Origin of the sequence: Micromonospora sp. WMMD964, assembly GCF_029581455.1 — a bacterium.
Lineage (GTDB): Bacteria > Actinomycetota > Actinomycetes > Mycobacteriales > Micromonosporaceae > Micromonospora.
The window spans coordinates 695914-710484 of sequence record NZ_CP120860.1 but is presented as its reverse complement, the minus strand read 5'-3'; the positions used below and the strand labels follow the sequence as shown (position 1 = coordinate 710484).

Genomic DNA, 14571 nt, shown 5'->3' with positions numbered 1-14571 from the left:
CGATGGCCGCAGGATCCGTGTCCGCCGCCGCGCAGCGGCCGCCGGCACTCGCCGAGCCCACCCTGCCCGAGGCCGACCTGCCGGCGGCGGGGTCGCGAGAACCGTCGACCACGCCCAGCCCTGATGCGCAGCCGGCCGGGGTGGGGATTCGGCTACTCGACGCCCCGGTGGACCGGCGTGATGACACCCGGGCGTACAAGTACATCGTCGACCACGTCAAGCCCGGCACGACGATCAAGCGCCGGGTCGAGGTGCGGAACTCGTCTGAGATCCACCGGAAGGTGACTCTCTACGCCGCTGCCGCCAGCGTCTCCGAGAACGGATTCGAGTTCGCCCCGGACCGGACCGAGAACGAGCTGAGCAGCTGGATCTCCGTGTCTCCGACCGAGGAGGCGCTCGCACCCGACGAGGAGGTCGAGGCGCTGGCGACCATCACGGTGCCGTCCGCCGCAGAGGCCGGCGAGCGGTACGCGGTCGTCTGGGCCGAGGTGCCCGGGACGGACGGGTCGGATGTCCGGAGTGTCGGCCGGGTCGGCATCCGGGTCTACCTCTCGGTGGGCCCCGGTGGTGAACCCCCGTCGGGCTTCGACGTCGGCCCGCTCACCGGTGGTCGGGACGCCGAGGGGACGCCGTTCGTCACCGCCGAGGTACGCAACACCGGTCGTCGCGCGCTCGACCTGGCCGGCGAGCTGCGGCTCAGCGACGGGCCGGGTGGCCTCGCCGCCGGCCCGGTCAAAGTCGAGGCGGGGACGCTACCGCTGGACGGTCGGGCCACGGTCCGGGTGCTGCTCGACCGCCGGCTCCCGGACGGTCCCTGGGCCGCAACGCTCGCGCTGGCCAGCGGCTGGACCAAACGCACCGCGACCGGCGCCGTGACGTTCGGTCCGGTGCCCGCCGGGGCGAGCAGCGAGGATCAGTCTCGCCAGTTGCTCACCGGTGGACTGGTCGCCTCGGGCCTGGTGCTGACGTTTCTGGTGGTGTACGTCTACCGCCGACGGCTGCGAACTCAGGAGCCCGTACCAGCCGCCTGACGTCGGTCGGTCCGGTCCCCGGGGACAGCGAAGGGAACCGGACCGACCGAATGCTCGCAGTCAGGCCAGCGCCGCCTCCGCAGCCGCCAGGAACGCGTCGTTCTCCGCCGGGGTGCCGATGGTGACCCGGACGCCGTCACCGGCGAACGGCCGCACGATCACGCCGCGCGCCTCGCACGCCTTACCGAAATCCACCGACCGGTCGGCCAGCGGCAACCAGACGAAGTTGGCCTGGCTCGTCGGCACGTCGGGCTGGAACTTGCGCAGCGCCTCGGTGACCCGGTCCCGCTCGGCGATGACCAGGGCGCACCGGCGCTCCATCTCGGCGGCCTGGGTCAACGCGGCGAGTGCCCCGGCCTGGGCGGCGGTGCTGGTGGAGAACGGGGTGGCCACCTTGCGGATGGCGGCAGCCACCGCCGGCTGGGCGACCAGCCAACCGATCCGCAGCCCCGCGAGCCCCCACGCCTTGGACAGCGTGCGCAGCACCGCGACGTTGGACCGGTCCAGGTAGTCGAGCCCGTCCGGCACCTCCGCGTCGGTGACGAACTCCCGGTACGCCTCGTCGATCACCACCAGCACGTCGTCCGGCACCGCGTCGAGGAACGCGTCCAGCTCCGCCCGGCGTACGGCCGTGCCGGTGGGGTTGTTCGGGTTGCAGACCAGGATCACCCGGGTCCGGTCGGTCACGGCCGCGGCCATCGCCGCCAGGTCGTGCCCGTGCCCGGCGTCGTTGGGCACCCGCACGCTCGTCGCGCCGCTGGTCGCCGCGATGATCGGGTACGCCTCGAAGGAGCGCCACGAGTAGAGCACCTCGTCCCCGGGCAGGCAGGTCGCCCGGACCAGGTGCTCGGCGAGCGCCACCGACCCGCAGCCGGTGGCGATCCGGTCGGCGTCCACGCCGTACCGCTCGGCCAACGCGTCGCGCAGCGCGACCACGCCCATGTCCGGGTAGCGGTGCGAGGCGGTGATCGCCTCGGTGACCGCCTCCACCACGCCGGGCAGCGGCCCGTACGGCACCTCGTTGCTGGCCAGCTTGACGGCCTCCGGCAGGCCCAACTCCCGGGCCAGGTCGGCGGGGCTGCGGCCGGGCACGTAGTTGGGCAACGCGTCCAGGTCGGCGCGGGTCAGCCGCAGAGCCGGCTGGTGACGTCCGGAGTCGGTCATGGGGTTTCTCCCGGGGGCTGGTTGCGGTCGTCCGAGGGGGCGGGACCGGGGCGGTAGGGAACTTCGACGACCACCGTCTGCGCGCGCTTGTCGTGCAGCGCCTGGCGCAGCGGATGGTCGAAGAGGGGGGAGAGGGCATCGATCAGTTGCAGCACCAGGCCGATCCCGGCGCAGTACCAGAGCAGCGTCGGCAGGCCCAGCGTGCTCCACCGGCTCAGTGCCCGGCCGAAGCCCAGCGGCTCATCGGCGGCCATCGGCACCGCCCGGATCCGCATCAACCGCTTGCCGAACGTCTGCCCACCGGAGGCCATGGAGGGCACCTCGTACGCCAGCCACAGCGCGGTGGCGATCAGCAAGATCACCACGAGTAGCGATCCCGCCTGCTCGCCGGGCATCGGCATGCCCTCGGCGGACGTGTCGCGGCTTGCGACGCGCCGGAAGAACTCCTGCCAGTACGGCGCCCACTCCTGCGCCCAGCGCCAGACGAACCAGCCGTTGACCAGCACGTTCAATGCGAAGATCAGGCCGAAGTCGATCAGCCGGGCGGTGAGCCGGCGACCGTAACCGGCCAGCCGGTGACCGTGCGGTCTCGGCTCGGGCGGTCGTCCCGGCCAGCCGGGGTGACCAGCCGGCGGCACCCAGCCGGGTTGTCCGCCCGGAGGTGCCCAACCAGGCGGGCCGGACTGTGGTCCCCAGCCCTGTCCCGGTGGTGGGCCGTAGCCCGGGCCCTGTCCCGGTGGTGGGCCGTAGCCCGGGCCCTGTCCCGGCGGCGGGCCCCAGCCCGGTCCCGGCGGCGGGTTGTATCCCGACTGCGGGCCGTACCCGGTGGGTGGGCCCTGGTGCGGCGGCCCACCCGGCGCGACGGCTTCGGAGCCGGGGGCGGCCGGGCCGGAGGTCGGGGCCGCGGCCGGCGTGACCGGCTCGACCGGCGGAGGACCGTCCGGCGGGGTGGCGTCGACGGGGATGGGCGCGCCGAGCCAACCCTCGCCGTCCCAGTAGCGTCGGGTCTCGGTGTCGGCGGGGTCGACGTACCAGCCGGGTTGCACGCTCACGCCGTCGCTCCGCTTCGCTGCGCGACGGCGCGAGACGCCACGCCAATAGGCCTGCTGGTTCGCTCGCTCACGTGGACACCTTAACGACGACGGTTCCGGCGAACTTGTCGTGGAGGCACTGCTGCCACGGCTTGTCCCAGAGCTGCCACAGCCCGTCGGCGTAACTGCACCCCGGGACCAGCGAGCCCGCCACGTGCTGCACCAACCACCGTCGGGCGGCCATCCGCCGGTCCAGCGTGCGGGTCGGGTCGAGCGGCACCACCCGCAGCTTCATGACCTTCTTGCCGAGGGTCTGACCGCCACGCTTGAGGTATTCCACGTGGTAGAGCCAGTAGAGCCCGAGCATCAGCACGAACAGCGCGAGCTGAAGCAGCAGGATCGGCAGGAGGAACTCCAGGAAGAAGGTACGCGGGTCGGGCTCCACCAGGGTGCCGTCCGGGTTGGTCTGGTGCAGCTCGGTGAACATCCGCCACCACAGGACGATGAAGACCGGCATGAACAGCACCAGCAGGACGGCGGTCGCCAACGCCATGTCGATCAGCCAGGCCAGTAACCGGTCACCGAAGCCGGCCAGCGGCTGACCGCTCGGGCTCAGCGGCGGAGGTGGCGGCGGGCCGGGTGGTCCGGCGTACCACTGCGGTGGGGCGTACCCGGGTGGGGCGTACTGCGGCGGCGCGGCGTACCCCTGGGGGTGTGGTCCGGGCGGCGGCACGACGCCGCCGGCGGCGGGCTGAGGCCCACCGGCCGGCGGCGTCGGGTACGACGGAGGCTGCGTCACGCTCGCAAGTGTTACAGGTTGCCGCGGGCTTCCTGCTCACGCTCGATCGCCTGGAACAGCGCCTTGAAGTTGCCCTTGCCGAAGCCCAGCGAACCGTGCCGTTCGATCAGCTCGAAGAAGACGGTCGGGCGGTCCTGCACCGGCTTGGTGAAGATCTGCAGCAGGTAGCCGTCCTCGTCCCGGTCGACCAGGATCTTGCGGGCCTTCAGCTCCTCGATCGGCACCCGCACCTTGCCGATGCGCTCGCGCAGCTCCGGGTCGTCGTAGTACGAGTCCGGGGTGTCCAGGAACTCCACGCCCGCGGCGCGCATCGCGTCGACGCTGGCCAGGATGTCGTTGGTGGCGACGGCGATGTGCTGGGCGCCCGGGCCCTGGTAGAACTCCAGGTACTCGTCGATCTGGGACTTCTTGCGGGCGACGGCCGGCTCGTTGAGCGGGAACTTCACCTTGCGGGTGCCGTTGGCCACGACCTTGCTCATCAGTGCCGAGTAGTCGGTGGCGATGTCGTCGCCGACGAACTCCGCCATGTTGGAGAAGCCCATCACCCGCTTGTAGAACTCGACCCACTCGTCCATCCGGCCCAGCTCCACGTTGCCGACCACGTGGTCGACGGCCTGGAAGAAGCGCTTCGGCTGGATGCCGGCGGCGATCATCGGCTGCCGGTCCACGATCGGACCGCGGGCCACGAAGCCGGGCAGGAACGGGCCGGTGTAGCGGGACCGGTCGACCAGGGTGTGCCGGGTGTCGCCGTACGCGGCGATGGCGGCCATCCGGACGGTGCCGTGCTCGTCGGTCACCTCGTGGGGCTCGACGACGCTGGCGGCGCCCTGGGCGATGGCGTGCGCGTACGCGGCGTCGACGTCCGGGACCTCCAGCGCGATGTCGCTGACCCCGTCGCTGTGCTTCGCCACGTGCTCGGTGCCGTCGGCGTCCGGGCGCACCGCGCCGGTCAGCACGAAGCGGGCCGAGCCGCTGGTCAGCACGTACTGGGCGTGGTCCCGGTAGCCCTGCTCGGGACCGCGGTACGCCACGCAGGTCATGCCGAAGGCGGTGGAGTAGTAGTGGGCGGCCTGCTTGGCGTTGCCGACCAGGAAGTGCACGTGGTCGAGACCCCGGACCGGGAACGGGTCGTGGCTGATGTCGTGGTCGACAGCGCCGACGAGCCGGTCGACGTCGACGTCCTCGGTCGACTGGGGTCGGTCGATCGCCTGGGTCATGGTGGGCTCCCTCGCGTACCGGCCGGCCTCGTGGGCCGCCGTTGTCGGTTCTTGTGGCGAGGATCGCTGGCCCGGCGCCGGGTGGGCAACTGTCGACGGAAGTGCTGGTCAGGTTGCACATTCGGTATGGTCTGGACCCATGAATGGTGAGCAGAATGTACAGCTCGACGCGCTCGACGTGCGCTTGATCGAACTGCTCGCCGAGGAGCCGCGGATCGGGGTGTTGGAGTGCTCCCGGCGGCTCGGGGTGGCCCGGGGCACCGTGCAGGCGCGGCTGGACAAACTGGTGGAGCGGCGGGTCATCGAGGGTTTCGGCCCGGAGATCGCACCGGCCGCGATCGGGTTCGGGGTGACCAGCTTCGTCACCCTGGAAATCAGCCAGCGGCACGGCCACGACCCGGTCACCGCCCACCTGGCGGCCATCCCCGAGGTGCTGGAGGCGCACACCATCACCGGCTCCAGCGACCTGCTCTGCCGGATCGTGGCCCGCTCCAACACCGATTTGCAACGGGTCATCGACCAGATCGTGTCGTCCGCCGGCATCACCCGGGCGTCGACGATCATCGCGTTGGCCGAGCAGATCCCGTACCGCACGCTGCCGCTGGTGCGCAGCGCCGTCCGGGCCGATGGAAAGGCGCTCTAGGGCCCGGTCGTCGTCCGGGCCCGCCGGCCGGCCAGGGGCTTCGACACACGCCCTAACACCTCCGAGCCCAGAAAGCGTGGCGACACGGCGGCGCGGGCGTACGGAAGATCCGCGATCGTGGCTACGGTGTGCGGGTGGCGAAGGGGAGCGTGCGCGGTGGGCTGCTGCTCGGCGTCGCCGTGGTCGTCGCCCTCGCCGCGACCGGCGTGTGGAACCCCTTCCCCGGTCTGTGGGAATGGGTGGACCGCAGCGAACCCATCTCCGAGCCCGACGTGGTGTGGCAGCAGCGGGTCGGTGGGACTCCGCGCAGCGTGACGATCGCCGGCGACGCCGTCGTGGTCGAGCAGCGCACCCGGGTCGAAGCCCGCAGCCTGGCCACCGGCGCGCAGCTCTGGGAGCGCAAGGCCGACTGGTCGGCGGTGGCCGGCGGCGACCGGGACGCGGTCGTCGCCGTGGGCAAGCTCCTGGTCAAGGGGTACGAGCTGCTCGACCCGACCACCGGCGCGACCCGGCGACGCGACGACGACGCGGTGGCCGTCTGGACGTACCGGAATCTGCTCCTCGACGCCCGCTGCACCGATGCCACCGACTGCACCCTCAGTGCCTGGGATCCGCGCGGGACCGCACCGCTCTGGACGGCCTTCCTGCCCGGTGTGCACAGCGGCCTACTGGCCGACAACCCGGGCCTGCGCGGCACCCGTCGACTCACCGCGACCCGGATCGACGACGGGGTGGCCGGGGCGGAGACCGCGCCGCCGCTGCTCGGCTTCCCGGTGGACGGACGGGTGCACGTGGTCGACACCGCCACCGGCCGGGTGTTGCAGAACGTCGAGCCCGCCCGGGACGAGCGGCTGTCGGTGGTGGGCGGCCGGATGCTGCGGATCGCGGCCCGCTCCCAGGACGGGGCCTGCTACTTCGCCATCTCCGCCCGGGACCCGGCGACCGGGCAGGAGGCCTGGCAGCGGGCCGGGGTCAACCTGCGTACCGCCGACTCCGCCGGCTGCGTGCAGCGGGAGGACCCGCAGGGCGGCCGGAACGTGCTGATCGGCGTGGGCCCGGACGGCCGCGAGGCGGTCATCGACGGGTACGACGGGAGGCTGCTCTGGGTCGGCGAAGCGGGCACCAAGTTGATCGCGGTGGACGATCGGGTGGCGGTGTTCCGGGCCGCCGACAAGCGCTCGGTGGTCGCCCGTGAGCTGGGCACCGACAAGGTGCTCTGGACCCGCCCGGCCAGTGGCAAGGCCGGTGCCGCGCTCACCCCGTACGCGGCGGTGGTCGCCGACGAGAAGCCGTCCCGGCTGGTCGCCGTGGACCCGCGCAGCGGCCGGGAGCTGGCCGCTCTGCGCACCTCGGCGAACGCCCTCGCCGTCGGGTCACAGGGCATGATCGTCGGTGAGGGGCGGGAGATCGGGTACGTCCGCTTCGGCGCGTCCGGGGGCTCGCCCGCCCGACCCCCCGGCAACGGTGGGAATCCCGCCCCGGGCGGCACCGATCCCGGCGGGCCGAACAACGGCGACTGCGGGCCGAAGGGTGAGCTGTGTCCGGAGCCGGAGGGCGGCAAGGACGGCTGAGCACGGTTCACCTGCTCGTCGGCACGACGGCTGGGCGGGGTTCACCTGCTCGTCGGCACGACGGGTCGGGCGTTCGACGCGCGGCGGATGAGAGCGGCGTCCCAGGACGCGCCCGGCGGGTGGGAGTGATCGACCGGTCTGCCCTAGGCTTGCCGCTCATGAGCAGTGCCGCCGCATTCTCGTACGCCCCTCTGCTGCCGACCGGCCCGGACCAGATGGACTATCGCCTGGTCACCGATGAGGGTGTGGACGTCGTACACGGCCCGGGAGGCCGCCGGTTCCTGACCGTGGAGCCGGCCGCGCTCACCGCGCTGACCGCCGAGGCGATGCACGACATCGCGCACTTCCTGCGCCCCGCGCACCTGGCCCAGCTCCGGGCGATCATCGACGACCCGGCGGCCTCGCCGAACGACCGGTTCGTCGCGTTGGACCTGCTGCGCAACGCCAACATCGCCGCCGGTGGCGTGTTGCCGATGTGCCAGGACACCGGCACCGCGATCGTGATGGGCAAGCGAGGCCGGCACGTGCTGACCGACGGGGGCGACGCCGAGGCCATCTCCCGGGGCGTCTACCAGGCGTACACCAAGCTCAACCTGCGCTACTCCCAGCTCGCCCCGCTCACCATGTGGGACGAGCGGAACACCGGCAGCAACCTGCCGGCGCAGGTGGAGCTGTACGCCGAGGACCCGGACGGGCACCCGGACGCGTACAAGTTCCTGTTCATGGCCAAGGGCGGCGGCTCGGCCAACAAGTCGTACCTCTACCAGGAGACCAAGGCGCTGCTCAACCCGACGCGGATGATGCAGTTCCTGGAGGAGAAGCTGCGGCTCATCGGCACCGCCGCGTGCCCGCCGTACCACCTCGCCATCGTCATCGGCGGCACCTCCGCCGAGTACGCGTTGAAGACCGCGAAGTACGCCAGCGCCAAGTACCTCGACGCGCTGCCCACCTCCGGCTCGATGAGCGCGCACGGCTTCCGGGACCTGGAGTTGGAGGCGGAGGTGCTGGAGTTGACCCGCAACTTCGGCATCGGCGCGCAGTTCGGCGGCAGGTACTTCTGCCACGACGTACGGGTGGTCCGGTTGCCCCGGCACGGCGCGTCCTGCCCGGTCGCGATCGCCGTCTCCTGTTCGGCGGACCGGCAGGCGGTCGCCAAGATCACCCCGTCGGGCGTGTGGCTGGAGCGCCTCGAAACCGACCCGGCGCGGTTCCTGCCCGAGGTCACCGACGACTCGCTCGACGCCGAGATGGTCGTCCGGGTGGACCTGAACCGGCCGATGGACGAGATCCGCGCCGAGCTGTCCAAGTACCCGGTGAAGACCCGGCTGTCGCTGTCCGGCCCGCTCGTGGTCGCCCGGGACATCGCCCACGCCAAGATCGCCGAGCGGTTGGACGCCGGTGAGCCGATGCCGCAGTACCTGCGCGACCACGCGGTCTACTACGCCGGCCCGGCGAAGACCCCCGAGGGGTACGCGTCCGGCTCCTTCGGCCCGACCACCGCCGGTCGGATGGACGCCTACGTGGAGAAGTTCCAAGCCGCCGGTGGCTCCCAGGTGATGCTGGCCAAGGGCAACCGCTCCGGTCAGGTGACCCGTTCCTGCCAGCAGCACGGCGGCTTCTACCTCGGCTCGATCGGCGGCCCCGCCGCCCGCCTCGCCCAGGACTGCATCAAGCACGTCGAGGTCCTCGAATACCCGGAGCTGGGCATGGAGGCGGTCTGGAAGATCGAGGTGGAGGACTTCCCGGCCTTCATCGTGGTCGACGACAAGGGCAACGACTTCTTCGCCGAGGTCACCAAACCGGTGCTCACCATCGGCCGCCGCTGACCGACACGTACGCGAAGGGGCGCCGGGCGAACTCGCCCGGCGCCCCTCTGTCGTCCGTGCTCTACCGACATCGGTACGCCCGCCCCGCTGGGGTGGGACGGGCGCACCGCCCCCGTCGGATGCCGTCACCGACAACGCACAGCGAGTCTGCTGAGCGCCACTGTCGATCCACTCTCATGTCACTCTCGCCTGGCCGAGGCGATCAGTCACCGTCGGACTACTCTGCTGGAAGTTGCATCACCGATGCGGGAGAGCACATGCGGTTCGGGATCCTGGGACCCCTGCGGGTCGGCGGTGGCGAGTCCACCGTCACGGCAGGGCGCGACCGGATCGTGCTCGCCATGCTGCTGTTGCGCTTCGGCCGGCTGGTACCGGTCGACGAACTCGTCGACGCGGTGTGGGAGGAGCGCCCTCCGGCCACCGCCAGAGCCCAGTTGCAGACCTGTGTGTCGCGGCTGCGCCGCCGGTTCACCGAACTCGGGCTGGCGCCTGAGCTCATCGTCACCGACCCGGCCGGCTACGGCATCCGCACCGCACCGGCCGACCTGGACGCTCAGGTGTTCGCCCGAGGTGTGGAGGCCGCCCGTGCCGCCGTCGCGGCCGGTCGCCTGGCCGAAGCGGGTACGGAGTTCCGCGCCGCCCTGGCACTGTGGCGAGGTCCGGCGCTCGGCGGCATCCCGAGCAGCAGCGTCCGTCGTCGCGCGCAGGCACTTGACGAGCAGCGCCTCAACGCCTTGGAGGAGTGCGTCGACGTCGAGCTGCGCCTCGGGCGGGCCACCGAGCTGATCGGGGAGCTGGCCGAGAGCGTCGACCGGCATCCGCTTCGGGAGCGTCTACGCGGTCAACTGATGCTGGCGCTCTCCTCGGTCGGGCGGCAGGCCGACGCACTCGCGGTCTACCGGGAGGGCCGTCGTCTCTACGCCGACGAGCTGGGCATCGAACCAGGCGCCGCGTTGCAGGAGATGCACCAGCGGGTGCTCGCCGGCGACCTGGCTCTGGCCGGCCGGGAGGCCCGACCAGTCGGCCCGATCCGTGCGCTGCCCCGGGCGATCGGTGACTTTGTCGGCCGGCAGGAGACGGTGGCCCGTCTGGTCAAACAGATCGAGGAGGACGGCAGTCGCATCCAACTGGTCGACGGGATGCCCGGCAGCGGCAAGACCGCGCTCGCCGTGCACGTCGCCACCGCACTCGTCGACCGCTATCCCGACGCGCAGCTCTTCATCGACCTGCACGGGCACAGCGAACGCCGACCGTTGACGCCGGCCACCGCCGCGGCGACCCTGCTGCGTCAGCTCGGCGTGCCGCCGGAGCGGTTGCCGGAGAACCCGGACGACCGGTTGGCGCTCTGGCGGACGGAACTGGCCGGCCTGCGTGCCCTGGTGGTGCTGGACAACGCGGCCACCGCCGACCAGGTGGAGCCCCTGCTGCCCAACGGCTCGCACTGCCTGGTCCTCGTCACCAGCCGTCGCCGGTTGGTCGGGCTCGACGAGGGCCGGCCGACGTCGTTGCCGGTCCTCGACCCCGACGAGGCGATCGAGTTGCTCGGTCGGGTGGCCGGTGTGGAGAGGGTCGCCGCGGAACCGGAGGCCGCGGCCGAGGTGGCGCGTCGCTGCGGCCACCTTCCCCTCGCCATCCGGTTGGCCGGTGCTCGGTTGGCTCACCGGCCGCGCTGGCGGGTCGCCGACCTGGTCGAGCGGCTGGTCACCGGGGCGGGCCCGCTGGCCGAGCTCACCGCCGGCGAACGTTCGGTGGGGCAGGCGTTCGCCCTGTCGTACGCGCAGGTCTCACCGTCGGCGCAGCGGTTGTTCGCGCTGCTCGGCCTCCATCCGGGTGGCCACCTGGACGTCCAGGTGGCCGCCGCCCTCGCCGACCTGCCGCTGGGCGACGCGCAGGACGTGCTGGACGAGTTGGTCGACGCGCACCTGGTGGAAGAGGCACCGCCGGGCAGGTTCCGGTTGCACGACCTCCTTCGCGACTACGCCCGGCTGCTGCTCGCACCCCCGGAGCGGCAGGCCGAGCGCCGAGGCGCGGTGGAACGGCTGCTGGATCATCACCTGTCCGTCGCGCTGGCGATCGCCCGGTCGATCGAGGCGGCCGGCAGCCGCAGCAACCTTCCGGTGCGTACGCCCGGCCGACCCGACCTGCTGGGCGTGCCGGTGGCCAGGAAGCGCGCGTGGTTCGAGGAGAATCACCCCGGCCTCACCGCCCTGGTCCGCGTGGCCGAGGAGGAGGACTTCCCGGTCGAGTGCTGGCAGTTGGCGCGGGCCTGCTGGCGGCTCAACTTCGAAGGCGGGCACCTGGACGAGCTGATCGAGACCCACACGATCGGGCTTCGGGTCGCCCGACGGCTGGGCGACGAGGCGGCGGTCGCCACCATGCTCAACTACCTCTCCTCGGCGTACTTCCGGCTGGCCCGTTTCCCGGAGGCGATCAGGACGATGGAGGTGGCGCTCAGGCTGCGCCGTCAGCTCGGGCTGCGCAGCGACGTACTCACCACGCTGTGGAACCTGGGTATCTCCTACGCGGCGAACGGTGACCTCCGGCAGGCCGAGGCGAAGTTCGACGAGGCACTCGGTCTGGTCCGGGTTCCGGCCGACGCTCACGCGCTGACCAACCTGTTGAACAACCTGTCCTACGCGTTGATCGGTGGAGGCCGGTACGACGACGCGCTGCGCCTGACTCGGTTGCACCTGCAGTTGGCCCGGCAGACGAAGGACTTCCGGCAGATCAACAATGCGATGGGGCACCTCGCGATGGTGCGGCACCGGATGGGGGATCTCGGTCCTGCTCGCCGTCTGCTGCGGACCGCGCTGTACCTCAAACGACGCGATGGTAATCGCTTCGGCGAGGGGGAGGTGATCAACGAGATCGCTGTGTTGGAGCGCAACGCCGGACGGCCGGATCATGCCGCCGCACTGCACCGGGAGGCGTTGGTGGCGATGGTCGATGCCGGCGACCGGGTCGGCCAGTGCGCCTCCCGTAACCTCCTGGCCCGGGCGATCCTGGAGCAGGGAGACGTGACGAGCGCCCTCGACCTGCATCGTCGGGTGCTGGTCGACGCTTCCGGCCTCGGTGCACGCTACGAGCAGGGCCGGGCCCTGGAGGGCATCGCCCGCTGCCTGCGGACGACCGACCCGGCGGCAGCTCGCGCCCACCTGACCCGGGCGCTGTCCCTGTACCGCCAGATCGACGTGCCGGATCGGCACGAGGCGGAACGGCTGCTGGCCGAGTTGGGCTGACGGATCATCTGCGAGTCGGCCATCGGCGCGGCAGGATGGTACGCGTGACGACTCCAGAGGCGACCGGTTACCGCATCGAACGTGACTCGATGGGCGAGGTGGAGGTGCCCGCCGAGGCGCTGTGGCGGGCGCAGACCCAGCGTGCGGTGCAGAACTTCCCGATCTCCGGCCGAGGCATCGAGCCGGCCCAGATCAAGGCCCTCGCGCAGATCAAGGGTGCGGCGGCCGAGGTCAACGGCGAGCTCGGCGTGATCGACGCGAACGTGGCCGCCGCGATCACCGCCGCCGCCGCGCACGTCGCCGACGGTGGTTACGACGACCAGTTCCCGGTCGACGTCTTCCAGACCGGCTCGGGCACGTCGTCGAACATGAACACCAACGAGGTGATCGCCACCCTGGCCAGCCGGGAGTTGGGCTCGCCGGTGCACCCGAACGACCACGTCAACGCCTCGCAGTCCAGCAACGACGTCTTCCCGTCCTCGATCCACCTGGCGGCCACCCAGTTCATCGTGGAGGACCTGCTGCCGTCGCTGAACCACCTCGCCGCCACGTTGGAGGCGAAGGCGGCGGAGTTCGAAACGGTGGTCAAGGCCGGTCGCACGCACCTGATGGACGCCACGCCGGTCACCCTGGGCCAGGAGTTCGGCGGGTACGCCGCCCAGGTCCGCTACGGCGTCGAACGCCTGGAGGGCTCGCTGCCCCGACTGGCCGAGCTGCCGCTTGGCGGCACCGCCGTCGGCACCGGAATCAACACCCCGCTCGGCTTCGCCGCCGCGGTGATCGAGAAGCTGCGTGAGTCGACCGGGTTGCCGTTGTCCGAGGCACGCAACCACTTCGAGGCGCAGGGCGCCCGCGACGCGCTGGTGGAGACCTCAGGCCAACTGCGGACCCTGGCCGTCGGCCTCTACAAGATCGCGAACGACATCCGGTGGATGGGTTCCGGCCCCCGGGCCGGTCTCCGCGAGCTGCGTATCCCCGACCTGCAGCCCGGCTCGTCGATCATGCCCGGCAAGGTCAACCCGGTCGTCGCGGAGGCGATGCGGCAGGTCTGCGCCCAGGTGATCGGCAACGACGCGACAGTCGGCTTCGCCGGTTCGCAGGGCGACTTCGAGCTGAACGTGATGCTCCCGGTGATGGGCCGCAACCTGCTGGAGTCGATCCGCTTGCTGTCCGCGGTGAGCCGACTGTTCGCCGATCGGCTGGTGGTCGGCCTGGTCGCGGACGCCGAGGTCTGTCTGGCGTACGCCGAGGGCTCACCGTCGATCGTCACCCCGCTCAACCGCCACCTGGGGTACGACGAGGCGGCCTCGATCGCCAAGGAGGCGCTGGCCAAGCAGACCTCGATCCGCGAGGTGGTGATCTCCCGGGGGCACGTCGACTCGGGCAAGCTCACCGAGACCCAGTTGGACGAGACGCTGGACCTGCTTCGGATGACTCACCCCTGACCTGCTCGACGCGGTCGCCGCGCGGTTTCGCCCAGCCGAGGAAGCGGGTGAAGAGCGCGGCCGGGTCCGGGCCGTCGTGCGGGTTGAGCCGGTACAGGTCGGCAGCCGCATCGTGCAGGACCGTGCACAGGTAGACGCTCAACGCGATCCGGTCGTCGGCGTACTCCTGACAGAGGGTGAGCCGGGCCACCGGGCACGGCCAGGGCGCGGCGCAGACCCGGCAGAGCCAGAGCGGGCGCAGCGGCAGGTGGGGTCGGCGTGGCGTCGTCGCTCGGTCGTCCAGGGCGGTCCAGGACATGGTGTTGCCGTCCTTTCGAGCTGACTCGTTTGTGGCATCACCCCGGCCTGGGCCGCGCCGGGCTGGGCTGCGTTGGGCTGGGCTGCGTTGGGCTGGGCTGCGTTGGGCTGGGCTGCGTTGGGCTGGGCCGCGCCAGCGCGATCTTGCTCGGCCGCTCGGCCGCTCGGCCGCTCGGCCGCTCGGTCGCTTGGGGTGGTCGGTCGCTTGGGGTGGTCGGGGATGTCCTGTGCGGACGCTTTGGAGCTGAATCGTTTGTGGCATCAATCTCGCGTCCGGGCGGGTTGGGGCGGGTTCTGGGCGGGGCGGG

At 71.7% G+C, this 14571-nt stretch carries 11 protein-coding genes; 6 read left to right on the top strand and 5 right to left on the bottom strand.

All coding sequences use genetic code 11. From position 1 onward, the window contains the following. The first annotated feature begins 2 nt into the window (after window positions 1-2). Complete coding sequence (locus O7616_RS03365; RefSeq protein ID WP_282305568.1) at window positions 3-1031, top strand: hypothetical protein; 1029 nt, start codon at window positions 3-5, stop codon at window positions 1029-1031. Window positions 1032-1091: 60 nt separating this feature from the next. On the opposite strand, the gene hisC is transcribed toward O7616_RS03365, so the two are convergent. The 4 genes from hisC to hppD all read right to left on the bottom strand — a co-directional run bounded on the left by hisC (window position 1092) and on the right by hppD (window position 5242). Next, window positions 1092-2195, bottom strand: coding sequence for a histidinol-phosphate transaminase (gene hisC / locus O7616_RS03360; RefSeq protein ID WP_282305567.1), 1104 nt, complete (start codon window positions 2193-2195; stop codon window positions 1092-1094). After that, a complete protein-coding gene (locus O7616_RS03355; protein ID WP_282305566.1) occupies window positions 2192-3247 on the bottom strand; it encodes an RDD family protein in 1056 nt (351 codons plus the stop codon). The genes hisC and O7616_RS03355 overlap by 4 nt, the downstream gene beginning before the upstream one ends. 67 nt (window positions 3248-3314) lie before the next feature. Beyond that, window positions 3315-4025 (bottom strand): RDD family protein, encoded by a 711-nt coding sequence (locus O7616_RS03350; RefSeq protein ID WP_282305565.1) that lies wholly within the window; start codon window positions 4023-4025, stop codon window positions 3315-3317. A gap of 11 nt (window positions 4026-4036) precedes the next feature. Continuing rightward, window positions 4037-5242, bottom strand: a complete 1206-nt coding sequence (gene hppD / locus O7616_RS03345; protein ID WP_282264106.1) for a 4-hydroxyphenylpyruvate dioxygenase — start codon at window positions 5240-5242, stop codon at window positions 4037-4039. A gap of 139 nt (window positions 5243-5381) precedes the next feature. Between hppD and O7616_RS03340 the strand changes: the two genes are divergently transcribed. The 5 genes from O7616_RS03340 (at window position 5382) to O7616_RS03320 (ending at window position 13966) form a co-directional block, all read left to right on the top strand. Further along, complete coding sequence (locus O7616_RS03340; RefSeq protein ID WP_282305563.1) at window positions 5382-5885, top strand: Lrp/AsnC family transcriptional regulator; 504 nt, start codon at window positions 5382-5384, stop codon at window positions 5883-5885. Window positions 5886-6046: 161 nt separating this feature from the next. Next, window positions 6047-7456 carry a PQQ-binding-like beta-propeller repeat protein gene (locus O7616_RS03335; RefSeq protein ID WP_282307516.1) on the top strand — a complete coding sequence of 470 codons (1410 nt, stop codon included), beginning with the start codon at window positions 6047-6049 and terminating at the stop codon, window positions 7454-7456. Between the two features lie 158 nt (window positions 7457-7614). Further along, window positions 7615-9282 (top strand): fumarate hydratase, encoded by a 1668-nt coding sequence (locus O7616_RS03330; protein WP_282305562.1) that lies wholly within the window; start codon window positions 7615-7617, stop codon window positions 9280-9282. A gap of 257 nt (window positions 9283-9539) precedes the next feature. After that, window positions 9540-12521, top strand: coding sequence for an AfsR/SARP family transcriptional regulator (locus tag O7616_RS03325; protein WP_282305561.1), 2982 nt, complete (start codon window positions 9540-9542; stop codon window positions 12519-12521). A 35-nt stretch (window positions 12522-12556) separates the two neighbouring features. Then, on the top strand, window positions 12557-13966 hold the full coding sequence (locus O7616_RS03320; RefSeq protein WP_282305560.1) for a class II fumarate hydratase: 1410 nt from the start codon (window positions 12557-12559) through the stop codon (window positions 13964-13966). Here O7616_RS03320 and O7616_RS03315 read toward each other — a convergent pair. Next, window positions 13911-14264: a hypothetical protein gene (locus tag O7616_RS03315; protein ID WP_282305559.1), complete on the bottom strand. Its 354-nt coding sequence runs from the start codon at window positions 14262-14264 to the stop codon at window positions 13911-13913. The two genes, O7616_RS03320 and O7616_RS03315, sit on opposite strands and share 56 nt — an antisense overlap. Between the last annotated feature and the right edge of the window lie 307 nt (window positions 14265-14571).